Raw genomic sequence first — 23,632 nt, forward strand, 5'->3', positions numbered from 1 at the left:
TCGGGCGCTCAGCGCTTCTTCTTCCCGTGGGGGGCGTTGTTCACGGCCCGGTCCGTCTCGCGGTTGATGGCCTTGCCGACGGTGTTCAGAGCCTTGTCCACGTTCACCCCGGCGACATTGGTCTCACCGCCGGTGAGCTTGGTCGCTCCGTCGGCACCGGCGAGGCCGGCGCCGGGGAGGCCCGTGCCCGGGAGGGAGACGGCGGGCGCCGCGTCGGCGTGGGACGGGGTGACGGCCGCGACGACGAATCCGGTGGCCAGGGAGGCGATGGCAAGCATGCTGCGCTTCTTCATGACCGATTCAACTGAGAAACGCGGCGGGAGTCACGCCCGATTTCCGGACGTTCGGGACAGTGCCGGGCGGACGGGCCCGGACCGCTGCGCGTCGGACCCGCGCAGCCGCAGGCGCTGCGCGAGGTCCTCGGCAGCCTCCGGCCAGCTGCCGTACTCGAAGCCGAACCCTTCCTGAAGCAGCCGGCCCGGGACGACGCGCCGGCTCTTGAGCAGCAGCTCGGTGTCCGAGCGCAGCGCGAAGGCCCCGATCTCGGCCATCCACTTCGTCGCGGGCAACCCCAGGGGCATGCCCCACACGGAGCGCAGGGTCCGCATGAACGCGCGCTGCGGCAGCGGTTCGGGGGCGGCGAGGTTCACCGGACCGGTGATGTCGTCCCGGTCGATCAGGAACTCGACCGCGCGGACGAAGTCGCGGTCGTGGATCCAGGAGACGTACTGCGCGCCACCCGCGACCGGACCGCCGAGGCCGAGCCGCACCATGGCCAGCAGGACGTCGAAGACACCGCCGCGATCAGGGCTCATCACCATGGCGGAGCGCAGGGCGACCTTCCGGGTGTGCGGGGTGTCGGCTTCCTCCTGCGCCCGCTCCCAGGCCTTGGCGATCTCGATGCTGTACGCCCAGTAGTCCGGCACATCGGGCTCGTCGCCGCCGATGACGCCCGTCGCCTCGTCGTTCGGCGCGTCGAAACGGTGGGCGTAGACGGTGGCCGTGCTCATCTGGAGCCAGACCCGCGGCGGCCGGGCGGCGTTCGCGACGGCCTCGCCGACGACCCGGGTGGAACGCACCCGCGAATCCATCATGGCCTGCAGGTTGGCCTCGGTGTAGCGGCAGCTGACGCTGCGCCCGGCCAGGTTGATCACGATGTCGCTGCCGTCGATCACCTCGGTCCACGGCCCGGGCGTCTCGCCGTCCCAGTGGACCTCGCCGTCTCCCGTGGGCCGCCTGGTCAGTACCACGACCTCATGCCCCGCGGCTGTCAGCGCCCGCTTCAGGACGGAGCCCACCTGCCCGGTTCCTCCGGGGATCACTATCTTCATCGCACTCCCCCATCTCGTCGGGCACGAGCCTAGCGCAGCTATTGAACATGTTCAAAAAACAGTGGGGTGTGATCCATGACGCACGGCGCCGGGCACCGCCGAGACCGACGAAGCCCGGCAACCCGGCAACCCGGCAACCCGGCAACCCGGGGGAACGTTCCTGCCCGGGTCAGACCGTCGCCGCGTCCGCCCCCAGCGCGAGCGCGGCTGCCGCCGCCCCCACCAGACCGGCGTCCGTGCCCATCTGGGCCGGGGTGATCTCCAGGCGCTGGACGAAGGAGAGGGTGGCGTAGTCGTGGAGGGCCTTGCGGAGCGGCGTGAAGAGCACGTCGCCCGCCTTGCCGACGCCTCCGCCGATGACGGCGATGTCGATCTCGACGAGGGTCGCGGTGGCCGCGATCCCGGCCGCCAGGGCCCGCGCGGCTCTCTCGAAGGACGCGACGGCCACCGGGTCGCCGTCCCGTGCCGCGTCGGCCACCGCGGCGGCGGACGTGTCCCCGTCGGGGCCGGGCAGCCAGCCGTTGTCGAGCGCCCGACGCGCGATGTTGGGGCCGCTCGCGATGCGCTCCACACAGCCCCGCGAACCGCAGGGGCACGGGTCGCCGTCCAGATCGACACTGATGTGGCCGATGTGCCCGGCGTTGCCGGTCGGGCCCGGGTGCAGCCGGCCGCCCAGCACCAGACCGCCGCCCACCCCGGTGGAGACGACCATGCAGAGGGCGTTGTCGTGCCCCCTGGCCGCGCCCTGCCAGTGCTCGGCCGCCGTGATGGCCACGCCGTCGCCGATCAGCTCGACCGGCAGACCACCGGCCGCCGCACGGACCCGCCGGACCAGCGGATAGTCACGCCAGCCGGGCACGTTCACCGGACTCACGGTGCCCGCCGAGGCGTCCACCGGTCCCGCACTGCCGATCCCGAGGGCCGTGGCGCGCCCCCACAGGGGCGATACGGCGAGCTCGCCGACGACCTCCTCGACGGCCCGCATGACCGTCTCGCCGTCCTCCCGTGCCGGCGTCGCGCGCTGGGCCCGGACCACGATCGTGCCGCGACCGTCCACCAGCGCTCCGGCGATCTTGGTGCCGCCGATGTCGAGCGCAGCCACGAGGTCGGTGTGCATCGGTGTCAGTTCTCCCCGTCAACCATTCGGATCTCCCCGTCCACCACGGGAATTGGATGAGCCGGTCTCGCGGTGGGGGCGCAGGCCGGAGATTGCGGTCGACAGTGTCCCCTGGATCTGACAACGTTGTCCAGGGCCTATGCTCGACGCCACATCCTCATACAAACCCATGGCCGACGCATCCCCCGTGGACGACGACAGGACAGGACACCGCATCGTGCCCGAGACCATCCGCCGAACCGACCGCCCCGAAGACCGGGTTTCCGGGGCCCGCTACGGCAATCGTCCGACCATGAAGGACGTCGCGGCGCGTGCCGGAGTCGGTCTGAAAACCGTCTCGCGTGTGGTCAACGGGGAGCCGGGGGTCACACCGGAGACGGAGCGGCGTGTCCAGGAGGCCATCGACGCGCTGGGCTTTCGCCGCAACGACAGCGCGCGGGTGCTGCGCAAGGGCCGCACGGCGAGCATCGGACTGGTGCTGGAGGATCTCGCGGACCCGTTCTACGGGCCGCTGAGCCGGGCGGTGGAGGAGGTCGCCCGGGCGCACGGCGCGCTGCTCATCAACGGCTCCAGCGCCGAGGACCCGGACCGCGAGCAGGAGCTGGCGCTGGCCTTGTGCGCGCGGCGGGTGGACGGGCTGGTGATCATTCCCGCCGGTGACGACCACCGGTATCTGGAGCCCGAGCTCAAAGCGGGCGTGGCCACGGTGTTCGTCGACCGTCCGGCCGGGAAGATCGACGCCGACTGCGTGCTGTCCGACAACTTCGGCGGCGCCCGCGACGGCGTCGCCCATCTCATCTCCCACGGCCACCGCCGGATCGGCTTCATCGGCGACATGCCCCGCATCCACACGGCCGCCGAGCGGCTGCGCGGCTACCGGGCCGCCATGGAGGACGCGGGCATACCGGTGGAGGACGCCTGGATGTCCCTCGGTGTCACCGACCCGGAGCGGGTGCGCCGGGCGGCCGAGGAGATGCTCCGCGGCCCCTCCCCCGTCACCGCGGTCTTCGCGGGCAACAACCGGGTGACGGTCACCGTGATCCGGGTCCTCGCCGAACAGACCCGCCGGGTCGCCTTCGTCGGCTTCGACGACATCGAGCTCGCGGATCTGCTTCAGCCCGGTGTCACCGTCGTGGCGCAGGACGCGGCGGCGATCGGCCGTACCGCCGCCGAGCGCCTGTTCCGGCAGCTGGACGGCACCCTGGTCACCCCGGAACGCATCGAGCTGCCCACGCGGCTGATCACCCGCGGCTCGGGCGAGCTGCCGCCGGCGGACTGAGCGGATCATGACGCACGGCACCGATGGATCGCCGCGGCCCGCACCGGGCCGTACTCTGGCGGCGCTCGGTCTGGCCGAGGCCCCGCGCGAACACCCTCTGCTGTATCCGGGCGCCTGGCCCGCGGACTCCGGACTCCTCGACCGGGACCGCCTGCTGCCGCTCGACCGACTGGTGCACGACGACCGCGTCCCCGTCCTCGCGGTCGGCTCGAACGCCTGCCCGGGCCAACTGCGCTACAAGATGGACCAGTTCGGGATCCGCTCTCCCATCCCGATGGTGAAGACCCGCGTGACCGGCGTCGAGGTGGGCGTCTCCGCGCACGTCAGCCGCATGGGATATGTGTCCGCGTCGCCGTTCCACGCGCCCGGCCTGGTGCGGGAGTTGTTCGTCATCTGGCTGGATCCCGAGCAGCTCGCGGTGATCGACACCAGCGAGGGGGTACCCGCCCCGCACGGCAACTACGGCCGCGCCTGGCTGCCGGCATCCGACGTACGGATCGAGCTGGCGGACGGCGACACACTCCCCGGCGCCTTCGTGTACGTCAACCGCCATGGCGTCCTGCACAACGGCACCGAGGAGCCGCGCACCCACCCCGGCCAACGGGCGCTGCTCACCGAACTCCTGCTGGCATCGGCCCGGTTGCGGGAGCTGTTCGGTGTCACTCCCGAGCAGTTCATCGCCCGGGCACGGGGGGACGTACGGCTGTGCGAGCGCGGCACCCGGCTGTTCGAGGAGGAGAAGCTGGTGACGGTCTCCGGGCTGGAGGAGTACGTCCGGGTGCAGGGCGACTGAGGTCAGCAGACCGGCAGTCCGGGCACCGGCTCGTCGTTGTCGCCGCCCTGGATGTAGACATCGCTGACGAAGACGTTCGTGTTGCCGCGGTCGTCGTCCGTTCTGGCCCACCAGACATTGGTCCACTGACCACTCGTCTCGCGGCGGCCCAGATTCTGCTGGCAGTAGAAGTAGTTGGTGCCCGCGTTGAGGACGCCGACCTTGGTGCCCGAGGCAGTGTAGGAGTCCGCGGTCCGCCAGACCTGGCAGTTGTACTTGCCGCCGCCGATGGGGTGGCAGACGGGAGCCGGTGTGGTGCCACCGCCGCCGCCCGCGCCACTGCCGCCGCCCGTGGTTCCCCCGCCGCTTGTCGTGCCGCCGTCGCCCGAACCGCCGCCCGTGGTACCGCCGTCGGTGCCGCCACCGCCTGAAGTCTTCGTCGGGGAGGGCTTGGTGGACCCCTCGGTGGGGTCGGCCTCCGCCGTACGACGTGGCTTCTCGCTCGCGCCGGACGGCTTCTCGTCGTCCTTCTCGGTGAGTCCCCAGTCGCCGGAGCGGTCTGCGTCGGGGCCCTCGCTCACCGCCCTGGCGCCGTCCGGAGCACCGGCGGTCGCCGTGGCCCTCGCCTCCGCCCCGGCGTCGCCGGGGTTGTTCAGCAGGGCGACGGTGACGCCGGCCGCGGCCAGGACGACGGTGACAGCCGCGGCGGCGAGCAGGGCCCGGCCCTTGCGCCGGGAAGGGGTGGCGGGGGGCGTGGTCAGGGGGCCGGTGGCCCCCGGGTCCGGCACCGGCGGGGTGGGGCCGCCGAAGCCGTGCGCGGGTGGGTCGGGGCGGCCCGGCTCACTGCCGAAGGGCGCCCCGCCGCTGCCGAACGGCGGCGCCGCCGTGTACGCGGGCGCGGCGGGCTCTCCGGGGCCGCCCTGACCGGGTGCGGTCGGACCAGGCAGCCCGGCCACACCGAAGCCCTGCCGGGACGCCCCCTGGGCGGGAGTCGCGGGCTGTGCGGGTGCCGTGGGCCCCGGTGCTCCCGGCGGACCCGGCGCCTCCTGGCCCGGGGTCGTGAAGCCCGGCGCTCCGGCCGCGCCTTGTGCGTGACAGGCATGGCCGTCCTGCGCCCGACCGCCCTGTACCGGGCTGCCGTAGGGCCCGCCCGACGGCCCGGTGGTCGGTCCGAAGGGCCCGTGGCCCTGCGGGTTCGGGATCTCCGCGGCCGGTGACCCCGGTCCCTGCGGCGCCGACGGCAGGCTGACTTCCGTCGCGTCCCTCGCCGGCCCCGCACCCGCCGGGGCCGCAGGCCCCCGCAGCGCGGCCGTCGCCGAGTCCGTTCCGCCCGAACCGGCCACCGCCTGGAGAAGCGCACGCGCCTCCTCGGCCTCGGGGCGGGACTCGGATCGCTTGTCCATCAGCCGTCGGAGAACGGGCATGAGCGGTCCGGCCCGGCGGGGCTCCGGCAGCGGCTCGGTGACGATCGCGGTGAGCGTGGAGAACGTGGACGTACGACGGAAGGGCGAGGCGCCCTCCACCGCCGCGTACAGCGTGGCGCCGAGGGCCCACACGTCCGAGGAGGGGCCTGGCTCGGCGCCCTGGGCGCGCTCAGGAGCCAGGTAGTCCAGGGAACCGACGAGCTGGCCGGTGCGGGTCAGATGGGTGGCCGAGCCGTCGCCCGGGTCGTCCATGGTGGCGATGCCGAAGTCGGTCAGGACGACGCGACCGGAGCGCTCCAGGAGGATGTTGCCGGGCTTGACGTCACGGTGCAGGACGCCCGCCTGGTGGGCCGCGGCCAGCGCGTCCATGACCTTGGCACCGATCCCGGCCGCCTCCCGCGGGTCGAGGGTGCCGCGCTCGCGCAGCACCGCCTCCAGGGAGGGGCCGTCGACCAGTTCCATGACGATGAGCGGGCGGCCGTCGACCTCGGCGACGTCGTGCACGGCCACGACGCCGGGATGCTTGACCCGGGCCGCCGCGCGGGCCTCGCGCTGCATCCGCAGGCGCAGATCGGCGAGTTCGGGGCCGTCGGCGTCCGAGTAGGTGCGCAGCTCCTTGACGGCGACCTCACGGCCGAGGACCTCGTCGACGGCCCGCCAGACCACGCCCATGCCGCCGCGTCCGAGTTGCGCCACGACGCGATAGCGCCCGGCCAGCAGCCGCCCGGCCTCGCCCGTCTGTCCGCTCTCCCCCGTCTGTCCGTTCTCCCCCGAAGCCACCGCCGCCCCGTTCCTGTGACACGTCATTGCGTGCCGTACAGACTACGGGGCAGAGGTGACAACGCCGGCCGCCCGAGGCGGTCGTGACCTGCCTGCTACTTGGCGGAGGCTGTCAGGTCGCCGCGCCGCGGTGCCGCGAACCCCTCCAGATCGGCACGGGTCAGACCGCTGAGCCGGGCGACCTCGGCGATGTCGAGGGCGCCGCAGTCCAGACCGCGCAGCAGATAGCCGCTGAGGGCCTTGGCGGTGGCGGGCTCGTCCATGACATCGCCGCCGGCCCGGTTGGCGTAGCGGGCGAGGCGGGCGGCGGCCTGCTCGAAGCCTTCGCGGTAGAAGGCGAAGACGGCCGCGTACCGGGTCGGGATGTGGCCGGGGTGCATGTCCCAGCCCTGGTAGTAGGCGCGGGCCAGGGCGCGGCGGGTGAGGCCGTAGTGCAGGCGCCAGGCGTCGTGGACCTTCTCGGTCGGGCCGACCGGCAGGACGTTGGTCGAGCCGTCCGAGACGCGTACTCCGGTGCCCGCCGCCGCGACCTGCATGATCGCCTTGGCGTGGTCGGCGGCCGGGTGGTCGCTGGCCTGGTAGGCGGCCGAGACGCCGAGGCAGGCGCTGTAGTCGAAGGTGCCGTAGTGCAGGCCGGTGGCGCGGCCCTCGGCGGCCTGGATCATGCGGGCGACCGCGGCGGTGCCGTCGGTGGCGAGGATGGACTGGCTGGTCTCGATCTGGATCTCGAAGCCGATCCGGCCGGCCTCGAGGCCGCGCGCCTTCTCGAACTCCTCCAGCAGCCGCACCATGGCGGTGACCTGCTCGGCGTACGTCACCTTCGGCAGGGTGAGCACCAGCCCGTCGGGCAGGCCACCGGCCTCCATCAGGCCGGTGAGGAAGATGTCGAGGGTGCGGATGCCCTGGTCGCGTACCGGTGCCTCCATGCACTTCATGCGGATGCCCATGTACGGGGCGGCGGTGCCGTTCTCGTACGCCTCGGCGATCAGCCGGGCCGCTCGGGCGGCGTCCTCGTCCTCGTCGCGGCCGTGGTAGCCGTCCTCGAAGTCGACGCGCAGGTCTTCGACGGGCTCGCGCTCCAGCTTGGCGCGCACGCGCGCGTACACGGGCTCGGCGAGTTCGTCGGACAGGCCGAGGACCGCGGCGAAGGCGGCGGCGTCCGGGGCGTGTTCGTCGAGCGCGGCGAGCGCCCGGTCGCCCCAGGAGCGGATGGTGTCGGCGGCGAAGACATCACCCGGGACGTACACCGTGTGGACGGGCTGACGGGTGCCGGGGTCTCCGGGGTAGCGGCGCTCCAGCTCGGCGTCGACCGGCGCGAGGGAGGCGCTGATCTCCTCGCTCACGGCGCCCGCGAGGCTCGTCGCCACCTTCTGCTGCTGGCCTTGACCCATTCCCACACCCTCCTATTTTCCGCGATACGGAATCAACAATCCGTAGAACGAAGTTATCCGGGGATCATAGCCTGGTCAACACCATGTCCACGAGGAGTCACTCCACCATCTCGCCATGTTCACGCCCATCTCGGGACGCGGTATCACACTTCCATACGCACGCCCCCGCACGACTCGTCCGGCAGTGCCCACCGAAGGAGCCCCGGTGCCGAACCACAGCCGAGTCACGCGCCGTCCGGGCCTGCAAGCCGCGTTGGCCGCGGCCGTCACCGCGCCCCTCTCCAGTACAGCACTGCCCACGTCCGTCGCCTCGGCGGGCGAGCGTCCGTCCCGCCCGCGTCTGAAGGTCATGTCCTTCAACCTGCGCTTCGCCAGTACGACGGAACCGCACAGCTGGGCCGTGCGCAGACCGGTGATGCGCGCACTGCTGCACCGGGCGGCCCCGCATGTCATCGGCACCCAGGAGGGCATCTTCTCCCAGCTGCTCGACATCGATGCCGACCTCGGCCGGCGCTACGACTGGGTGGGCACCGGCAGGCTGCACGGCAGCCGGGACGAATCCATGGCGATCTTCTACGACGCCCACCGTCTGCGCCCGACCGAGTTCGACCACTTCTGGCTGTCCGACACCCCGGACACCATCGGCTCCAACACCTGGGGCGCGGCCTTCGCCCGCATGGTCACCTGGATCCGCTTCCGCGATCTGGCCGACGACGGGAGGGAGTTCTACGTCCTCAACACCCACTTCGACCATGTGAGCCGGTACGCCCGCGAGCGCAGCGCCGCCCTCGTCGCCGAGCGGATCGCCGGCCTCGACCGCTCCCTGCCGGTCGTGCTGACCGGGGACTTCAATGTGGCCGCCCACCGGAACACGGTGTACGACACGCTGCTCGGCGCCGGTCTCGTCGACACCTGGGACACGGCTCGCGAGCGTAGCGCGCTGTACGCCACCTTCCACGGCTACAAGCCGCTCGTCCCGGACAGCGACCGCATCGACTGGGTCCTGACGACACCCGGCGTCACGACGCACCGGGCGACGATCGACACGTTCTCCGCGGACGGCCGGTTCCCGAGCGACCATCTGCCCGTACAGGCGTCCATGAGCCTGGATGACGCGAGGCCCCCGTGACCGCCGGACGGTCACGGGGGCCTCGATATGCCCGGTCGGGATCAGCCCTTGCGGGTCTTGATCTCCTCGGTGAGGGCCGGGACGACGTCGAAGAGGTCGCCGACGACGCCGTAGTCGACCAGGTCGAAGATCGGGGCCTCGGCGTCCTTGTTGATCGCCACGATCGTCTTCGAGGTCTGCATACCGGCACGGTGCTGGATCGCGCCGGAGATGCCGGAGGCGATGTACAGCTGCGGCGAGACCGACTTGCCGGTCTGGCCGACCTGGTTGGTGTGCGGGTACCAGCCCGCGTCCACCGCGGCGCGCGAGGCACCGACGGCCGCGCCGAGGGAGTCGGCGAGGGCCTCGATGATCGCGAAGTTCTCCGCGCCGTTGACGCCACGGCCACCGGAGACCACGATCGCGGCCTCGGTCAGCTCCGGACGACCGGTCGACTCACGCGGCGTGCGGCCGGTGACCTTGGTGCCGGTGGCCTGGGCGGAGAAGGACACGGACAGCGCCTCGACCGCGCCCGCGGCCGGGGCGGCCTCCACGGCGGCCGAGTTCGGCTTGACCGTGATGACCGGGGTGCCCTTGGAGACACGGGACTTGGTGGTGAAGGACGCGGCGAACACCGACTGGGTGGCCACCGGGCCCTCGTCGCCGGCCTCCAGGTCGACGGCGTCGGTGATGATGCCGGAGCCCAGACGCAGCGCGAGGCGGGCGGCGATCTCCTTGCCCTCGGCGGAGGAGGGGACCAGGACGGCGGCCGGGGAGACGGCCTCGACGGCGGCCTGGAGGGCGTCGACCTTCGGCACGACCAGGTAGTCGGCGTACTCGGACGCGTCGTGGGTGAGGACCTTGACCGCGCCGTGCTCGGCGAGCGCGGCGGCGGTGTCGGCGGCGCCGTTGCCCAGCGCGACGGCTACGGGCTCGCCGACGCGGCGGGCCAGGGTCAGCAGCTCCAGGGTGGGCTTGCGGACGGCACCGTCGACGTGGTCGACGTAGACGAGAACTTCAGCCATGGGAATGCTCTCCTGCTTGCGAAACTTGAGGGGCGGTCAGCGAAGTCGAGCTCAGATGAACTTCTGGCTCGCGAGGTACTCGGCGAGCTGCTTGCCGCCCTCGCCCTCGTCCTTGACGATCGTGCCGGCGGTACGGGCCGGACGCTCGGCCGCGGCGTCCACGACGGTGTAGGCACCCTCGAGACCGACCTCCTCGGCCTCGATGTCCAGGTCGGACAGGTCCCAGGACTCGACCGGCTTCTTCTTGGCGGCCATGATGCCCTTGAAGGACGGGTAACGCGCCTCGCCCGACTGGTCGGTGACCGACACGACGGCCGGCAGGGAGGCCTCGAGCTGCTCGGAGGCGGCGTCGCCGTCCCGGCGGCCCTTGACCGTGCCGTCCTCGACCGAGACCTCGGACAGCAGGGTGACCTGCGGGACACCCAGGCGCTCGGCCAGCAGGGCCGGAACGACGCCCATGGTGCCGTCGGTGGAGGCCATGCCGGAGATCACCAGGTCGTAACCGGCCTTCTCGACGGCCTTGGCCAGCACCAGGGAGGTGCCGAGCGCGTCGGTGCCGTGCAGGTCGTCGTCCTCGACGTGGATCGCCTTGTCGGCGCCCATGGACAGCGCCTTGCGCAGGGCGTCCTTGGCGTCCTCCGGTCCCACCGTCAAAACGGTGATCTCCACGTCGTCGTCGGAGTTCTCGGAGATCTGCAGCGCCTGCTCGACCGCGTACTCGTCGAGCTCGGAGAGCAGACCGTCCACGTCGTCCCGGTCGACGGTCAGGTCATCGGCGAAGTGCCGGTCGCCAGTGGCGTCGGGCACGTACTTCACGGTGACAACGATCCTCAAGCTCACGCCGGCTCTCCTACTGCGTCGACATTTCTCTGCTGCCTACTTGCAGGCAGCATAGGCGCCCCAAGCGGCCGATCCCGATCGGGGCGACCCGCGCTCCGACCGAAATATTACTCGTCAGTACATCCAGTTCATGCCCGCTAAGCAAGCGCTTTGAACTGTGACCTTTGCAACGCAGCGTAATCGGATTCGGACGGCTTCGCAGAACGTCGGAGGGGCTGATCGGTCACATCGGCCCGGTGACGTCAGTCACGTAGACCGTTGAACCGGCCCTGGTGGTACAGCAGCGGGCGGCCGGGGCCCGTCGGATCGCCGAGGACGACCTCGGCCAGCACGATGCGGTGATCGCCGGCGGGAACCCTGCCCACGATCCGGCACACCATCCAGGCGAGGACGTCGTCCAGGACGGGTACGCCCTCGGGGCCCTCCCGCCAGGCCGTGGGCGGGCCGAAGCGGTCGGCGCCGCTGCGGGCGAAGGTGGCGGCCAGGTCCTGCTGATGCTCGCCGAGTATGTGGACGCCGACATGGTCCGTCCGGGCCATCGCCGGCCAGCTGGAGGCCCCGGTGCCGATCCCGAAGGACAGCAGGGGCGGCTCGGCGGAGACCGACGTCAGGGAGGTCGCGGTGAAGCCGACCGGGCCCGAGTCGCCGCGGGCGGTGATCACGGCCACTCCGGCGGCATGGCGCCGGAAGACGGAGCGGAGCAGATCGGGAGAGGCGAGCCGAGGAGTGCCGAGGCCGGACGTGGCCGTCATGGAGTTGTCCTTCTGCGAGGGGAGGCGTGCGGACCGGGGGCGGTTCAACAGCCCGGACAGCGCGCACTCGCGGTGCGGGCCGGATCGACGTGGGCCCGTCCGAAGAGAAGGAGTTCCTCAGGCATACGGTCAGGCTGACGATAGGTGGTGCGCACAGTCAAGTTGGTTCCGGGATGTGGGAGATGACTCACCCTCGGCCCGCCATGGCGCCGGGCACCGTCAGACCGCCTCCCCCAGTGCCGCGATCACATCCGCCTTGCGGGGCTGACCTGTGGCCCGGCGCACGACGTTGCCCGCGGCGTCGAGGACCAGCACCGTAGGGGTCTTGAGGATGTCGAGCCGGCGTACGAGGTCCAGGTTGTCCTCCGCATCGATCTCGACGTGGGCCACGCCCGGGACCAGGCCGGCCACCTCGCCGAGGACCCGCCGAGTGGCCCGGCAGGGGGCGCAGAAGGCGCTGGAGAACTGCACCAGCGTGGCGCGTTCGCCCAGCTCCTCGCCCAACTCGGCCACCCCGAGCCGCTGCCCCTCGTCGCGCCCGCGCACGCGCACTCTCCCGCTCCGCCGCCGTTGCAGCACTCCGTAGGCGCTCGCCGCCGCGAGCACCGCCACACACACCACCAGTCCGGTCATCACCCTGCTCAAGCGTTCACGAGACTGCAAAGATTCCCGGCTCCCCGGAAGGCTTTCCCTTGCGGAATGCTTGATTCATGGACATCGACGCGAGAGGGCCGCGCTTCGGGGCGGCCGTGACGACCGTGGTGCTGGCGGTCGTCCTGGTGACCGGGAGCGCCTGGCTGCTGGCCTGGCAGACGCTGGCGTTCGCAATGGGCGCGGTGGGCGGGGTGGCCCGGTCGCCGTACGGCCTCCTGTTCCGCACGGCCGTGCGCCCCCGGATCGGGCCGCCGACCGAGTTCGAGGCGCCGCAGCCGCCACGGTTCGCGCAGGCGGTGGGGTTGGTCTTCGCCGTTCTCGGGCTGGCCGGGTTCACGCTCGGCCCGCTCTGGCTGGGTCTCGCCGCGACCGGGGCCGCGCTCGCGGCTGCCTTCCTGAACGCCGTCTTCGGGTACTGCCTGGGCTGCGAGATGTACCTGCTGGGGCGCCGGGTGGCAGCGCGCGCCGGGTAAAGGCGACGCCAAAGTCCGAGGTGGATCACGGGGTGGACGTGACGAGGATCTCGCCGTTCCCCGGCACTTGGGCTTGGCCGTCGGACGTTCTTGGGGCACGATCTGCGACATGCCGTAAACCTACGGCTGCGTAACTTTTTCCACTGGGAGTCCCCTTCCCAGGCAGAGAAGGAAGGGTCCGACCCGTCCATGGCAGAGCTTGTCTACCGTCCTGTCGTCGGTTTCGCCCAGACACTGTTCAAGGCGTGGGACCTCAAGATCGACTGCAAGGGATCGGAGAACATTCCGCGCTCGGGCGGCGCCGTGCTGGTGAGCAACCACATCAGCTACCTGGACTTCGTCTTCAACGGACTCGCGGCTCTCCCGCAGAAACGTCTCGTGCGGTTCATGGCGAAGGAGTCCGTCTTCCGGCACAAGATCTCCGGCCCGCTCATGCGCGGCATGAAGCACATCCCCGTCGACCGCAAGCAGGGTGAGGCCGCGTACGCGCACGCGCTGGACTCGCTGCGGTCCGGCGAGGTGGTGGGCGTCTTCCCGGAGGCCACGATCTCCCAGTCGTTCACGCTGAAGAGCTTCAAGTCGGGTGCCGCGCGGCTGGCCCAGGAGGCGGGCGTGCCGCTGGTCCCGATGGCCGTCTGGGGCACCCAGCGTCTGTGGACCAAGGGCCACCCGCGCAACTTCAAGCGCAGCCACATCCCGATCACGATCCGGGTCGGCGAGGCGCTGGAGGCATCCAGGGACAAGTACGCCGGCGCCATCACCCGCCAGCTGCGCGAGCGCGTCCAGGAGCTGCTGGAGGCCGCCCAGCGCGCCTACCCGGTGCGCCCGAAGGACGCGAGCGACACCTGGTGGATGCCGGCCCACCTCGGCGGCACGGCCCCGACCCCGGAACAGGTGCGCGAGGCCGAGGCCCGCTAGCGCGTGTCTCTTTGATGGGTCGGCCACTTGATCGGATGTGTCTGTCCGATCAGTGATCACCGATGCGATGTGGGACCGGATCGAGCCGCTGATGCCGGCGGATCCGGTCCGCGGGCGGCGATGGGCCAACCACCGACGCACTCTTGAGACCATCGCATGGAAGTACCGCACCAACTCGCCCTGGCGGGACCTGCCCGACGAGCTCGGCTCGTTCAAGACCGCCCACAAACGGCTGATCAGATGGGCCGTCGACGGCACTTGGGAGCACAGGACCTGGCAGACCACGGACCCGACCCCAGACGGTTCTGGCCGACCGCGCGTACTCCTCCCGCGCCATCCGCAGTCATCTGCGACGCCGGGGCATCCGCGCGGTCATCCCGCAGCCGTCCGACCAAGCCGGCCACCGACTGCGGCGAGGCCGGCTCGGCGGCCGTCCGCCCTGCTTCGACGCGGAGGCCCACAAGCAACGCAACACCGTCGAGCGGTGCATCAATCGGCTCAAGCAGTGGCGCGGCCTGGCCACCCGAACCGACAAGCTCGCGATCGCCTACCAGGCCGCACTCCACCTCGCGGGCATCCTCATCTGGACCCGGCGCTGACCAAAGAGACGGAACCTAGCCGCGCGCCCGGGCTCAACTTCTGCGCGACAACAGCGCACGGGTGGTCTTCAACGGCTGAGCGGCCCGGGGCTCGCGCCCTGGGAAGGATGGCCTCGTGTGCCATCCCACCCGGGGAAGGGATGGCCTAGTGCGCCATCTCCTCCTTGAGCGCCGCCACGAACGCGTCCACGTCGTCCTCGGTCGTGTCGAACGCGCACATCCAGCGCACGACGCCGGCCGCCTCGTCCCAGAAGTAGAACCGGAACCGCTTCTGCAGGCGTTCGCTCACGTCGTGCGGGAGCTTGGCGAAGACGCCGTTGGCCTGCACGGGGTAGAGGATCTCCACGCCGTGCACGGCGCGCACGCCCTCGGCGAGGCGCTGGGCCATCTCGTTGGCGTGACGGGCGTTGCGCAGCCACAGGTCCTTGGCGAGCAGGGCCTCCAACTGCACCGACACGAAGCGCATCTTGGAGGCGAGCTGCATCGACAGCTTGCGCAGATGCTTCATATGGCTGACGGCGTCGTGGTTGAGGACGACGACGGCCTCGCCGAACAGGGCGCCGTTCTTGGTGCCGCCGAGGGAGAGGATGTCGACGCCGACGGCGTCGGTGAACGTGCGCATGGGCACGTTCAGCGAGGCGGCGGCGTTGGCTATCCGGGAGCCGTCCAGGTGCACCTTCATGCCGTGCGCGTGGGCGTGGTCGCAGATCGCGCGGATCTCGTCCGGGGTGTAGAGCGTGCCCAGTTCCGTGCTCTGGGTGATCGAGACGACCTGGGGCATCGCCCGGTGCTCGTCGTCCCAGCCGTACGCCTGCCTGTCGATCAGCTCAGGGGTGAGCTTGCCGTCGGGGGTGGGCACGGTGAGCAGCTTCAGGCCGCCCATCCGCTCGGGGGCGCCGCCCTCGTCGACGTGGATGTGCGCGCTCTCGGCGCAGATCACCGCGCCCCAGCGGTCGGTGACCGCCTGGAGTGCGACCACGTTGGCACCGGTGCCGTTGAAGACCGGGAACGCCTCGGCCGTGGCACCGAAGTGGCTGCGGATGATCCGCTGGAGGTTCTCGGTGTAGTCGTCCTCGCCATAGGCGACCTGGTGCCCGCCGTTGGCCAGGGCCAGGGCGGCGAGCACCTCCGGGTGCGCGCCGGCGTAGTTGTCACTGGCGAAACCGCGGACGTCCGGGTCGTGATGACGACGGGCGTCGGTCTTCGGAGGGTTCACGGCTTCTCTGTCAGCCACAGACGGTTTCCGTTCACTTCGGCGGCGGGCTTGTCCCAGACGTCGACGATGGCCTCGGCCAGGTCCTTGACGTCCGTGAACCCCGCGAACTTCGCGTTGGGGCGGTCGGCGCGCATCGCGTCGTGCACCAGCGCCTTCACCACCAGGATCGCAGCCGCGGACGTCAGCTCCTCGCCGCCCCCGGCCTTGCGGAAGGCGTCGGCGAGCGCGAGCGTCCACGCCTCGGCGGCGGCCTTGGCGGCGGCGTACGAGGCGTTGCCGGCGGTCGGCTTCGAGGCGCCGGCGGCGCTGATCAGCAGGTAGCGACCGCGGTCGCTGCGCTGGAGGGCCTCGAAGAAGGCCAGCGAGGTGTGCTGCACGGTGCGGATCAGCAGCAGCTCGAGGAAGTCCCAGTCGTCGAGGCTGGTCTTGATGAAGGTCTCGCTGCCGCGCCAGCCGCCCACGAGGTGGACCAGGCCGTCGACGCGGCCGAACTCCTTCTCGATATGGGTGGCCCAGTCCCGGGTGGACTGCAGATCCAGCAGGTCGACGGGCTCGCCGGTCACGGTGGCGCCGCCCGAGGCGTAACGGGCCGCGTCCACGGCCTCCGCGAGCCGCTCCGGATCGTTGTCCGCGGCGGCGACGGTCGCCCCCGCCTCGGCCAGTCGCAGCAGCGCCGCCCGGCCGGCGGGTCCACCCGCGCCGGCCACCGCGATCACCGCACCGCTGAGAGCTCCGTTCCCCGCCATCTTCTTCGCCTCCTGAGCAGTGTTCCGGGTCGCGCGGACGACTGTGCCGCTCACGCGGCGATCCGCTCGGCGCTGTCCGCCGTGATGCCCTTGGTCGATGCGATCACGTTCTTCAGCTTCTTGGACAGTGCCTCATAGAACATGCTCAGCGGAAACTCGTCCGGAAGCACGTCATCGACGAGTTTGCGCGGCGGCTGGTTCAGGTCGAGGGCGTCGGGGCCCTTGGCCCACTTGGAGCCCGGGTGCGGAGCGAGGTAGGTGGAGACGAGCTCGTAGCCGGCGAACCAGTGGACGAGCTTCGGGCGGTCGATGCCGTCGCGGTACAGCTTCTCGATCTCCGCGCACAGCTGGTTGGTGACCTGCGGGGCGCGGTCCCAGTCGATGTGCAGCTTGTTGTCGGTCCAGCGCAGGACGTCGTGCTTGTGCAGGTAGGCGAAGAGCAGCTGGCCGCCGAGGCCGTCGTAGTTGCGCACGCGCTCGCCGGTGACCGGGAAGCGGAACATGCGGTCGAACAGCACGGCGTACTGCACGTCACGGGCCTGCGGGACGCCGTCGGCCTGGAGCTTCACGGCCTCCTTGAAGGCGGTGAGGTCGCAGCGCAGCTCCTCCAGGCCGTACATCCAGAACGGCTGGCGCTGCTTGATCATGAACGGGTCGAACGGCAGGTCGCCGTGGCTGTGGGTGCGGTCGTGGACCATGTCCCACAGCACGAAGGCCTCTTCGGTGCGCTTCTGGTCGTGGACCATCGTGGCGATGTCCTCGGGCAGGTCGAGGCCGAGGATGTCGACGGCGGCGTCGGTGACGCGGCGGAAGCGTGCGGCCTCGCGGTCGCAGAAGATGCCGCCCCAGGAGAAGCGCTCCGGGGCCTCGCGCACGGCGATGGTCTCCGGGAAGAGGACGGCGGAGTTGGTGTCGTAACCGGCCGTGAAGTCCTCGAACTTGATGCCGCAGAACAGCGGGTTGTCGTAGCGGGTGCGCTCCAGCTCGGCCAGCCAGTCCGGCCAGACCATGCGCAGCACGACGGCTTCGAGGTTGCGGTCGGGGTTGCCGTTTTGCGTGTACATCGCGAAGACGACCAGGTGCTGGAGGCCGTCCGCGCGGCTCGCCGCGGGCTGGAAGGCGAGCAGCGAGTCGAGGAAGTCGGGCACCTCGAAGCCGCTCTCGGCCCAGCGGGTGAGGTCCTTCACCAGGGCATGGTGGTAGGCGGCGTCGTGCGGCAGCAGCGGGGACAGCTCCTGGACGGCCTCGATGACACGCCGTACGGCGGCCTCGGCGTCCGCGCGCTCGGGGGCGCCCTCGGCCTGGAAGTCGATCGACCCGTCCTTGGACTGCCATGGCCGGATCTGCTCCACGGCATCCTTGAGCGCGGGCCACGCCGGGTGCTCAATCACCCTGGTCACGGGAGGAATCTGCTCCTCCGAAGCGGCCTGCACAAGAATTTCCGTCATGTCCCATCCTCCACGGGAGAACCTCGCGTATGGAGACCGTATACATACGAGGTTCCTTCCAGCAAGAGGAGGTCCGGGAAATTATCCTGCCCGCCGCCACCTTCACCGCACTTTTTCCTGTCGATCACCGCGTTGGACGATTACTCCGCCGTCGAGTGGGCAGACGCGGAGGCGACCGGCAGGAGCGCAGCGAATCGGTCAATCTCCCAGCGGACTCGCCCACGCCCGGGTGACCGGCCGCGGGCCGGTCGGCCAGGCACGGCATGTCCACTGCCGCAAACCCTGCGTACACGTGGGGTTCATCACGCGCCCCGGCCACTAGGCTGCGGCACGGCTGCGCGAACGATCCGCTCCGGTTCGCGCACGTTCCCCCCGCCGCCGTCGACGGAAGCGAGTTGAACCTTGAACTTCCTTACCATCGGTCATCGCGGAGTGATGGGTGTCGAACCCGAGAACACCCTCCGTTCCTTCGTCGCCGCCCAGCAGGCCGGCCTCGACGTCATCGAACTCGATCTCCACCTGAGCAAGGACGGCGCCCTCGTCGTCATGCACGACACCGACGTGGACCGCACGACCGACGGCACCGGCCCGATCGCCGACAAGACGCTCGCCGAGCTGCGCGCCCTGGACGCGGGGCGCGGCGAGCAGGTACCGGTCTTCGACGAGGTCCTGGAGGCGGTTCGGTCGCCCCTTCAGGCCGAGATCAAGGACGTCGCGGCCGCCCGGGCCCTCGCGGAGGTGATGACCGAGAAGGACCTCGTCTCCCGCGTCGAGGTGTCCTCGTTCCACGACGAGGCCGTGGCCGAGATCGCCCGGCTGGTGCCCGGGGTCCGCACCGCACTGATCGCCAGCCGCTACGGCACCGACATCGTCGAGCGCGCCGTCGACGCCGGCGCGGCGACCGTCTGCCTGAACATCCGCCGGCTCACCCTGGAGATCGTGGAGCACGCGCGCAAGGCGGACCTCAGGATCATCGGCTGGGTGGTCAACACCCAGGATCATCTACGGCTCGTACGGGCCCTGGAACTGGACGGTGCGACCACCGACTATCCGGAGATCAAGCGCACCGGCCGCTTCACGGCGTGATGCGGCCGAGCCTGCATGAACGTCACACCAGCTCCTTGACCAGCAGCTCGAACTGAAGGTCGGCGCGCTGCGGAATGCCGAAGCGCTCGTCGCCGTACGGGAACGGGGTCATCCGTCCCGTACGGCGGTAGCCGCGCCGCTCGTACCAGGCGATGAGGTCGTCGCGTACGGAGATCACGGTCATGTGCATCTCGCGCACCGCCCATGTCTCGCGGGCCTGCCGCTCCGCCTCCGCGATGATCACCTTGCCGAGTCCGGCGCCCTGGAGTTCGGGGCTCACCGCGAACATCCCGAAGTAGGCGTGCTCACCTCGGTGTTCGAGCTGGCAGCAGGCGACGACCCGGCCGTCCCGCTCGACGGTCAGCAGCCTGCTGTCGGGTGACTTGACGACCGCGAGCACACCCTCCGGGTCCGTCCGCTGCCCCTCGAGGATGTCCGCCTCGGTCGTCCACCCGGCCCGGCTGGAGTCCCCGCGGTAGGCGGACTCGATCAGCGCGACCAGCGTGTCCACGTCGGCATCGGTGGCCTCACGGAAGGTCAGTCCGAAGGCTGCGGGGCTCGCGGCGGTCTCCATGGGGCGCTTCTCCACTTCTCGGGCGCGGCTCGGGCACCGCTGAGCGTAACGCGCCACTAGGCTCCGGCTGCATGGTGCACGTACTGAGCGGACGAACCCTGATCCAGCCCATGGACCCCGAGCGCTCCCGCGCCTTCTACGGCGAGCAGCTCGGCCTCGCCGTCTACCGCGAGTTCGGGACCGGCCCGGAACGCGGCACCGTCTACTTCCTCGGCGGAGGCTTTTTGGAGGTCTCCGGCCGTACCGAGACCCCGCCGTCCCCGGCCGTGCGGCTGTGGCTCCAGGTCGCGGACATGGCGGCGGCCCACGAGGAGCTGCGGGGCAAGGGCGTGGAGATCGTGCGTCCGCCGGTGCGGGAGCCGTGGGGGCTGGTCGAGATGTGGATCGCGGATCCGGACGGGACGCGGATCGTGCTGGTGGAGGTGCCGGCGGATCATCCGCTGCGGTACCGCCCGGGGATCTGACTCAGCCCGGCCGGTGCTCCCAGCGGCGGTCGGTGCGGGTCAGCTCCTGGAAGCCGGCCGCGGTCAGGCGGTCGATCGCCGTACGGTCCCCGGCCGCCTCGTAGGCCAGGAGGCGGTCCACCCCGCACATGAGCAGCCACCGGGCGGCCTGCCCGAGCAACTGGTGCTCCATCGCTGGGCCGGACACCGACGCGTCGACGTGCAGATTGCCGAGGTCGGCGAGACCCGTGCCGCGGGCCTGGCGTTCGGGGCGGGACAGGGACGTGTCGACCTCGATGAAGCCGAGGGCGCGGCCGTCGGCGTACGCGGTCAGACGCGTACCGCACTCCCCCGGCGTGCGTTCCACGGTGACGCCGGGCCACGGCTCGGGTTGTGGCAGGCCGGCGACCGGCGCGATCAGGATCACCTCGGTGTCCCCGGTGTGCCGGAAGCCGGAGCGTTCGTACCGGGCACGGATGTGCGGCCAGTTGCGGGGCAGGCCGTAGACGGCCGGGGCGGGGAGCTCGCCGCTCGCGTACCGGGCGCGTACGCCCCAGCGGGCCAGCCGGGCCAGGCAGGCGCTCATCAGCAGGTCCGCGGCCTCTTCGGAGTCCGGCCAGAACAAGGCCGGCGGACGGAAGACGAACCAGTCGATCACGCCGGTGTCGCGGTGCTCGGCTCCGACCTCGTCGTCCGCCCGGTGACGCAGCAGATGGGCGGCGGCCACGACATGGCCGCGCTGCTCGGCGACGAGGGTCACCCGCTCGCTCACCCAGGGGTCGGTGATGAACTCGTCCGGCTGTCGCTCCAGAGCGCTGAGCACGGTGTTCACGGACACGGACACGCCGGGGACGACGGCCGCGACGTGCGCGTTGATCAGTTCGGTGAGCTGGTCGCGGTCGGCGCGGTGGAAGGGGCGCACCTCGAGCGCGGGCATGCGGGACCTCCGGTCGTGGAACGGTGTCGGAAGGCCGCCATGCGGTGCGGCACGGCATCGAGCGTAGGTCGGCGCAGGCGACGGGTTCCAGTGGTTTCTGCGCGACGAGTTCCAGTGGTTTCTGCCGGATGGCAGTGGCCCGGAGCGGGGCTTAGCGTGCTGAGGGGGGGCTCTTCCGGCGGAAGGAACGCCATGAAGCTCGACAAGCCGGTGACCGGTGGGCCCTGCTGGACCGAGCTCGGCACCACCGATGCGGCCGGGGCCAAACGGTTCTACGAGGCGTTGTTCGGCTGGCGCACCGAGACCGACCCGCGCCAGGAGGCGGGCGGCTACTCGATCGCGCACCTGGGGGACGCGGCGGTGGCCGCACTGACACCGCTGTACCAGGAGGGGCAGCCGGTGGCGTGGAACGTCTCGTTCGCGGTGCCGGACGCGGACTCCGCGGCCGCACGGGTGACCGAAGCCGGCGGAACGGTCCTGGTCGGCCCGATGGACGTGTTCGACGTGGGCCGTTTCGCGGTCGCCGTGGACCCCACGGGGGCCGTCTTCCAGCTCTGGCAGGCGCGGTCCTTCCCGGGCGCGGGTCTGCTCAACGCGCCCGGCTCGCTGGGCTGGGTGGAGCTCATGACGCGGGCGCCGGAGCGGGCCGTGGACTTCTACACGACGGTGTTCGGCTGGAGCGTCAACGCCTCCGAGCAGTACACGCAGTGGGGCATCGACGGCGCCGACTTCGGCGGCATGGTGACCATGGACGACAAGTTCCCGCACGAGGTGCCGGCGCACTGGCTGCCCTACTTCGCCGCCGAGGACGTGGACCGCACGGCGTCGGACGCCACCGAGGCGGGCGGCACCGTCCTGATGGAGCCCACCTCCGTCCCCGACGGGCCGCGCATCGCCGTGCTGCGGGATCCGCAGGGTGCGGTGTTCGGCGTGTACCGCGCGGCCGACGAGAAGTGACCCGCCGCCCGTCCGCGTCAGACCCGCAGCGCCCCCAGCCGTCCCTCCAGCTGGCCGAGCAACTCGCCCAGCAGGCCGGCGAGTTGGTTCTGCCCCGGCCGGTCCAGGCCGGACAGTACGTCCGTCTCGTAGGCGAGTTGCTCGGGCAGCGTGCCGTCGACGAGGTCCCGGCCCGCGTCCGTGAGGCGGACATGGGCGACGCGGCGGTCCCGGCTGTCGCCACGGCGCTCCACCAGTCCGCGTTCGGTCAGCTGCTTGAGGCGTTTGGTGACGGCGGCACCGGAGGAGAACGTCTCGCGGGCCAGCTCGCTGGGCGTCAGCTCATGGCCGGTGCGGCGCAGCGCGCCGAGCAGATCGAACTCGGGGCGGCTCAGGCCCGCGCGTCGCAGCGGGGCGTCCTCGGCCTGCTGGAGGAGGGCGGCGCAGCGGTTGATACGGCCGATGATCTCCATGGGGGCGGTGTCGAGGTCCGGATGGACGGCCTGCCACTGCCGGACCACCGCGGCCACCGTGTCCCGCTTGGTCCCGGTCGGCCCGCCGTTCGTCGCCGTCATGGCCGTACGCCCTCCGTCGTCTCGCCTGTGCGCTGGTCCGGGTACGGTCCCTGGCTGCTCCGCCCCATGGCCGCGAGCGTACGGGGTCCCGGCCGCTCGGTGCGCACGACCCGCTGCCGCGGCCGGTCGGGGACGGCCAGGGCGGCGGCGAGCCCGACCAGCACGCCCACCAGGGTGTCCACGATCCGCTCGGCGATCAGAGGTCCGGGTTCCTGGAACCCGGCGAACTCGGTGACGAGCAGCGCCATGGGGGTCACGCAGACGCTGCCGAGCCAGTAGTTGCGGCTGATCAGCGCCTCGCCCCCGAAGCTGAAGGCCAGACAGCACAGGACCAGGGCGAGTGCGCCGGTGTGGGCGAGCGGGACCACGGCGGCGAAGACGAGGACCCCGAGCAGGTTGCCGACCATGCGCTGGACACCCCGGCCCCAGGTCAGGGCGAGGTCGGCCTGATAGAGGGCGGCCACGGTGACCAGGGCCCAGTACGGGCGCCTATATCGGGAATTACATCAGCTCACCCACGCCCCCGGCCCTGTCTGGCCTGCCGTGCTCCCCCGGATGCTCCCCGTGTACACCCTTGCGCTCGCGTGCGCGCTGCCCGGCCTGGGCATCGACGCACTGTCCGAGACCGTCGAGCGGGGAGGGTGCGCGTGCACGGACCGGCTGCGCACGGCTGGCTGCTGGTCGCGCTGTGTGCGGCGACCGGGGCCTACTGCCTGCTGCGGATGCGCAGCCAGGTCGAGGAACAGCGCCGGGCCGCGGGCGGCGAGGCACTCATGGGCTTCGGCATGGCGGCGATGGCGATGCCCGCCGCCGTGTTCACACCGCCGTCGTGGGCCTGGCCGGTCTACGCGGCCGTGTTCGGTGCCGCCGCGCTGCACGCGCTCTGGTCGGCGCGGTCGGGTGCCCATCATCTGCATCACCTGGTGGGGGCGGGGGCCATGGTCTACATGGCGGTCACGATGGCCGCCTCACCCGGGCACGGGGGTGGACACGGCGGCTCCGGGGTCCCGCTCGTGACGGGGACGCTACTGCTGTACTTCACGGGGTACGTGCTGCTGTCCGGGGTCCGGCTGGTGCCTGTCGCGGTGTCCCTGCCGACCGGTGGCCGGGCCGTGGCGTGGGGGGACCGGCCGGAGTTGGCGCGGGCCTGCCGGCTGACGATGGGGATCGCGATGGTGGCGATGCTGATGACTCTGTGACGGGCCGTT

Annotated in this window: 25 protein-coding genes and 2 pseudogenes; 11 read left to right on the forward strand and 16 right to left on the reverse strand. The window is 71.3% G+C overall.

Going from position 1 to position 23,632, the window contains the following annotated elements; genetic code table 11:
• Window positions 1-8 precede the first annotated feature (8 nt).
• The 3 genes from ACHBTE_RS10300 to ACHBTE_RS10310 form a co-directional block, all read right to left on the reverse strand.
• On the reverse strand, window positions 9-293 hold the full coding sequence (locus ACHBTE_RS10300; RefSeq protein WP_394723310.1) for a hypothetical protein: 285 nt from the start codon (window positions 291-293) through the stop codon (window positions 9-11).
• A 30-nt stretch (window positions 294-323) separates the two neighbouring features.
• Window positions 324-1,331 (reverse strand): TIGR01777 family oxidoreductase, encoded by a 1,008-nt coding sequence (locus ACHBTE_RS10305; RefSeq protein WP_394723311.1) that lies wholly within the window; start codon window positions 1,329-1,331, stop codon window positions 324-326.
• A 169-nt stretch (window positions 1,332-1,500) separates the two neighbouring features.
• Window positions 1,501-2,448: an ROK family protein gene (locus tag ACHBTE_RS10310; protein ID WP_394723312.1), complete on the reverse strand. Its 948-nt coding sequence runs from the start codon at window positions 2,446-2,448 to the stop codon at window positions 1,501-1,503.
• Window positions 2,449-2,617: 169 nt separating this feature from the next.
• Here ACHBTE_RS10310 and ACHBTE_RS10315 point away from each other — a divergent pair, with 169 nt between their 5' ends.
• Together ACHBTE_RS10315 and ACHBTE_RS10320 are read left to right on the forward strand one after the other, a co-directional pair.
• Entirely contained in the window at window positions 2,618-3,727 is a 1,110-nt protein-coding gene (locus ACHBTE_RS10315) for a LacI family DNA-binding transcriptional regulator (RefSeq protein WP_394723314.1), read from the forward strand.
• A gap of 7 nt (window positions 3,728-3,734) precedes the next feature.
• Window positions 3,735-4,520, forward strand: a complete 786-nt coding sequence (locus tag ACHBTE_RS10320; protein ID WP_394723315.1) for a hypothetical protein — start codon at window positions 3,735-3,737, stop codon at window positions 4,518-4,520.
• 2 nt (window positions 4,521-4,522) lie between these two features.
• Here the strand turns inward: ACHBTE_RS10320 and ACHBTE_RS10325 are convergent, their stop codons facing one another.
• On the reverse strand, window positions 4,523-6,703 hold the full coding sequence (locus ACHBTE_RS10325; protein WP_394723317.1) for a protein kinase: 2,181 nt from the start codon (window positions 6,701-6,703) through the stop codon (window positions 4,523-4,525).
• A 95-nt stretch (window positions 6,704-6,798) separates the two neighbouring features.
• The gene (locus ACHBTE_RS10330; RefSeq protein ID WP_394723318.1) at window positions 6,799-8,094 is read right to left on the reverse strand and encodes a DUF6986 family protein; all 1,296 of its coding nucleotides are present in this window, start codon (window positions 8,092-8,094) and stop codon (window positions 6,799-6,801) included.
• Between the two features lie 205 nt (window positions 8,095-8,299).
• On the opposite strand from ACHBTE_RS10330, the gene ACHBTE_RS10335 reads away from it, so the two are divergent.
• Window positions 8,300-9,223, forward strand: coding sequence for an endonuclease/exonuclease/phosphatase family protein (locus ACHBTE_RS10335; protein WP_394723319.1), 924 nt, complete (start codon window positions 8,300-8,302; stop codon window positions 9,221-9,223).
• Between the two features lie 41 nt (window positions 9,224-9,264).
• On the opposite strand, the gene ACHBTE_RS10340 is transcribed toward ACHBTE_RS10335, so the two are convergent.
• The 4 genes from ACHBTE_RS10340 to ACHBTE_RS10355 form a co-directional block, all read right to left on the reverse strand.
• Complete coding sequence (locus ACHBTE_RS10340) at window positions 9,265-10,227, reverse strand: electron transfer flavoprotein subunit alpha/FixB family protein (RefSeq protein WP_394723320.1); 963 nt, start codon at window positions 10,225-10,227, stop codon at window positions 9,265-9,267.
• A 51-nt stretch (window positions 10,228-10,278) separates the two neighbouring features.
• On the reverse strand, window positions 10,279-11,067 hold the full coding sequence (locus ACHBTE_RS10345; RefSeq protein WP_394723321.1) for an electron transfer flavoprotein subunit beta/FixA family protein: 789 nt from the start codon (window positions 11,065-11,067) through the stop codon (window positions 10,279-10,281).
• Window positions 11,068-11,309: 242 nt separating this feature from the next.
• On the reverse strand, window positions 11,310-11,819 hold the full coding sequence (locus tag ACHBTE_RS10350; RefSeq protein ID WP_394723322.1) for a flavin reductase family protein: 510 nt from the start codon (window positions 11,817-11,819) through the stop codon (window positions 11,310-11,312).
• Between the two features lie 219 nt (window positions 11,820-12,038).
• Window positions 12,039-12,452, reverse strand: coding sequence for a TlpA family protein disulfide reductase (locus tag ACHBTE_RS10355; RefSeq protein WP_394723630.1), 414 nt, complete (start codon window positions 12,450-12,452; stop codon window positions 12,039-12,041).
• A gap of 77 nt (window positions 12,453-12,529) precedes the next feature.
• On the opposite strand from ACHBTE_RS10355, the gene ACHBTE_RS10360 reads away from it, so the two are divergent.
• From ACHBTE_RS10360 to ACHBTE_RS10375, 4 genes and pseudogenes are all read left to right on the forward strand, one after another.
• A complete protein-coding gene (locus ACHBTE_RS10360; RefSeq protein WP_394723323.1) occupies window positions 12,530-12,946 on the forward strand; it encodes a DUF4395 domain-containing protein in 417 nt (138 codons plus the stop codon).
• A 189-nt stretch (window positions 12,947-13,135) separates the two neighbouring features.
• A complete protein-coding gene (locus tag ACHBTE_RS10365) occupies window positions 13,136-13,864 on the forward strand; it encodes a lysophospholipid acyltransferase family protein (protein ID WP_394723324.1) in 729 nt (242 codons plus the stop codon).
• Between the two features lie 91 nt (window positions 13,865-13,955).
• Window positions 13,956-14,069, forward strand: a pseudogene (locus ACHBTE_RS10370) (IS5/IS1182 family transposase); the annotation flags it as partial.
• Window positions 14,070-14,139: 70 nt separating this feature from the next.
• Window positions 14,140-14,463, forward strand: a pseudogene (locus tag ACHBTE_RS10375) (transposase); the annotation flags it as partial.
• Between the two features lie 145 nt (window positions 14,464-14,608).
• Here the strand turns inward: ACHBTE_RS10375 and ACHBTE_RS10380 are convergent.
• The 3 genes from ACHBTE_RS10380 to ACHBTE_RS10390 are packed head-to-tail and all read right to left on the reverse strand — an operon-like array spanning window position 14,609 to window position 17,873.
• Window positions 14,609-15,679: a threonine aldolase family protein gene (locus tag ACHBTE_RS10380; RefSeq protein WP_394723325.1), complete on the reverse strand. Its 1,071-nt coding sequence runs from the start codon at window positions 15,677-15,679 to the stop codon at window positions 14,609-14,611.
• Complete coding sequence (locus tag ACHBTE_RS10385) at window positions 15,676-16,425, reverse strand: SDR family NAD(P)-dependent oxidoreductase (protein ID WP_394723631.1); 750 nt, start codon at window positions 16,423-16,425, stop codon at window positions 15,676-15,678. Before ACHBTE_RS10385 ends, ACHBTE_RS10380 begins: the two co-directional genes overlap by 4 nt.
• A 50-nt stretch (window positions 16,426-16,475) precedes the next feature.
• The gene (locus ACHBTE_RS10390; protein WP_394723326.1) at window positions 16,476-17,873 is read right to left on the reverse strand and encodes a DUF6421 family protein; all 1,398 of its coding nucleotides are present in this window, start codon (window positions 17,871-17,873) and stop codon (window positions 16,476-16,478) included.
• Between the two features lie 402 nt (window positions 17,874-18,275).
• Here ACHBTE_RS10390 and ACHBTE_RS10395 point away from each other — a divergent pair, with 402 nt between their 5' ends.
• Entirely contained in the window at window positions 18,276-18,959 is a 684-nt protein-coding gene (locus ACHBTE_RS10395) for a glycerophosphodiester phosphodiesterase (protein ID WP_394723327.1), read from the forward strand.
• Window positions 18,960-18,981: 22 nt separating this feature from the next.
• Here the strand turns inward: ACHBTE_RS10395 and ACHBTE_RS10400 are convergent, their stop codons facing one another.
• The gene (locus ACHBTE_RS10400; protein ID WP_394723328.1) at window positions 18,982-19,533 is read right to left on the reverse strand and encodes a GNAT family N-acetyltransferase; all 552 of its coding nucleotides are present in this window, start codon (window positions 19,531-19,533) and stop codon (window positions 18,982-18,984) included.
• A gap of 71 nt (window positions 19,534-19,604) precedes the next feature.
• Between ACHBTE_RS10400 and ACHBTE_RS10405 the strand changes: the two genes are divergently transcribed.
• Entirely contained in the window at window positions 19,605-19,997 is a 393-nt protein-coding gene (locus ACHBTE_RS10405) for a VOC family protein (protein WP_394723329.1), read from the forward strand.
• A gap of 1 nt (window position 19,998) precedes the next feature.
• Here the strand turns inward: ACHBTE_RS10405 and ACHBTE_RS10410 are convergent, their stop codons facing one another.
• On the reverse strand, window positions 19,999-20,913 hold the full coding sequence (locus ACHBTE_RS10410; RefSeq protein WP_394723330.1) for an N-acetyltransferase: 915 nt from the start codon (window positions 20,911-20,913) through the stop codon (window positions 19,999-20,001).
• A gap of 192 nt (window positions 20,914-21,105) precedes the next feature.
• Here ACHBTE_RS10410 and ACHBTE_RS10415 point away from each other — a divergent pair, with 192 nt between their 5' ends.
• Window positions 21,106-21,870: a VOC family protein gene (locus ACHBTE_RS10415; RefSeq protein WP_394723331.1), complete on the forward strand. Its 765-nt coding sequence runs from the start codon at window positions 21,106-21,108 to the stop codon at window positions 21,868-21,870.
• Between the two features lie 17 nt (window positions 21,871-21,887).
• Here the strand turns inward: ACHBTE_RS10415 and ACHBTE_RS10420 are convergent, their stop codons facing one another.
• Window positions 21,888-22,424, reverse strand: coding sequence for a MarR family winged helix-turn-helix transcriptional regulator (locus ACHBTE_RS10420; RefSeq protein ID WP_394723332.1), 537 nt, complete (start codon window positions 22,422-22,424; stop codon window positions 21,888-21,890).
• The gene (locus ACHBTE_RS10425) at window positions 22,421-22,888 is read right to left on the reverse strand and encodes an FUSC family protein (RefSeq protein WP_394723333.1); all 468 of its coding nucleotides are present in this window, start codon (window positions 22,886-22,888) and stop codon (window positions 22,421-22,423) included. Before ACHBTE_RS10425 ends, ACHBTE_RS10420 begins: the two co-directional genes overlap by 4 nt.
• Before the next feature lie 183 nt (window positions 22,889-23,071).
• Between ACHBTE_RS10425 and ACHBTE_RS10430 the strand changes: the two genes are divergently transcribed.
• Window positions 23,072-23,623, forward strand: a complete 552-nt coding sequence (locus ACHBTE_RS10430; protein ID WP_394723335.1) for a DUF5134 domain-containing protein — start codon at window positions 23,072-23,074, stop codon at window positions 23,621-23,623.
• Window positions 23,624-23,632: the final 9 nt, after the last annotated feature.

The organism is Streptomyces sp. M41 (assembly GCF_043673425.1).
Lineage (GTDB): Bacteria > Actinomycetota > Actinomycetes > Streptomycetales > Streptomycetaceae > Streptomyces.

Coding starts and splice junctions, on each gene's coding strand:
- ACHBTE_RS10385 (WP_394723631.1), bottom strand. CDS start 16,425: ATGGCGGGGAACGGAGCTCTCAGCGGTGCGGTGATCGCGGTGGCCGGC.
- ACHBTE_RS10365 (WP_394723324.1), top strand. CDS start 13,136: ATGGCAGAGCTTGTCTACCGTCCTGTCGTCGGTTTCGCCCAGACACTG.
- ACHBTE_RS10315 (WP_394723314.1), top strand. CDS start 2,618: ATGGCCGACGCATCCCCCGTGGACGACGACAGGACAGGACACCGCATC.
- ACHBTE_RS10410 (WP_394723330.1), bottom strand. CDS start 20,913: ATGCCCGCGCTCGAGGTGCGCCCCTTCCACCGCGCCGACCGCGACCAG.
- ACHBTE_RS10340 (WP_394723320.1), bottom strand. CDS start 10,227: ATGGCTGAAGTTCTCGTCTACGTCGACCACGTCGACGGTGCCGTCCGC.
- ACHBTE_RS10300 (WP_394723310.1), bottom strand. CDS start 293: ATGAAGAAGCGCAGCATGCTTGCCATCGCCTCCCTGGCCACCGGATTC.
- ACHBTE_RS10415 (WP_394723331.1), top strand. CDS start 21,106: ATGAAGCTCGACAAGCCGGTGACCGGTGGGCCCTGCTGGACCGAGCTC.
- ACHBTE_RS10400 (WP_394723328.1), bottom strand. CDS start 19,533: ATGGAGACCGCCGCGAGCCCCGCAGCCTTCGGACTGACCTTCCGTGAG.
- ACHBTE_RS10390 (WP_394723326.1), bottom strand. CDS start 17,873: ATGACGGAAATTCTTGTGCAGGCCGCTTCGGAGGAGCAGATTCCTCCC.
- ACHBTE_RS10310 (WP_394723312.1), bottom strand. CDS start 2,448: ATGCACACCGACCTCGTGGCTGCGCTCGACATCGGCGGCACCAAGATC.
- ACHBTE_RS10305 (WP_394723311.1), bottom strand. CDS start 1,331: ATGAAGATAGTGATCCCCGGAGGAACCGGGCAGGTGGGCTCCGTCCTG.
- ACHBTE_RS10405 (WP_394723329.1), top strand. CDS start 19,605: ATGGTGCACGTACTGAGCGGACGAACCCTGATCCAGCCCATGGACCCC.
- ACHBTE_RS10320 (WP_394723315.1), top strand. CDS start 3,735: ATGACGCACGGCACCGATGGATCGCCGCGGCCCGCACCGGGCCGTACT.
- ACHBTE_RS10355 (WP_394723630.1), bottom strand. CDS start 12,452: ATGACCGGACTGGTGGTGTGTGTGGCGGTGCTCGCGGCGGCGAGCGCC.
- ACHBTE_RS10330 (WP_394723318.1), bottom strand. CDS start 8,094: ATGGGTCAAGGCCAGCAGCAGAAGGTGGCGACGAGCCTCGCGGGCGCC.
- ACHBTE_RS10350 (WP_394723322.1), bottom strand. CDS start 11,819: ATGACGGCCACGTCCGGCCTCGGCACTCCTCGGCTCGCCTCTCCCGAT.
- ACHBTE_RS10360 (WP_394723323.1), top strand. CDS start 12,530: ATGGACATCGACGCGAGAGGGCCGCGCTTCGGGGCGGCCGTGACGACC.
- ACHBTE_RS10420 (WP_394723332.1), bottom strand. CDS start 22,424: ATGACGGCGACGAACGGCGGGCCGACCGGGACCAAGCGGGACACGGTG.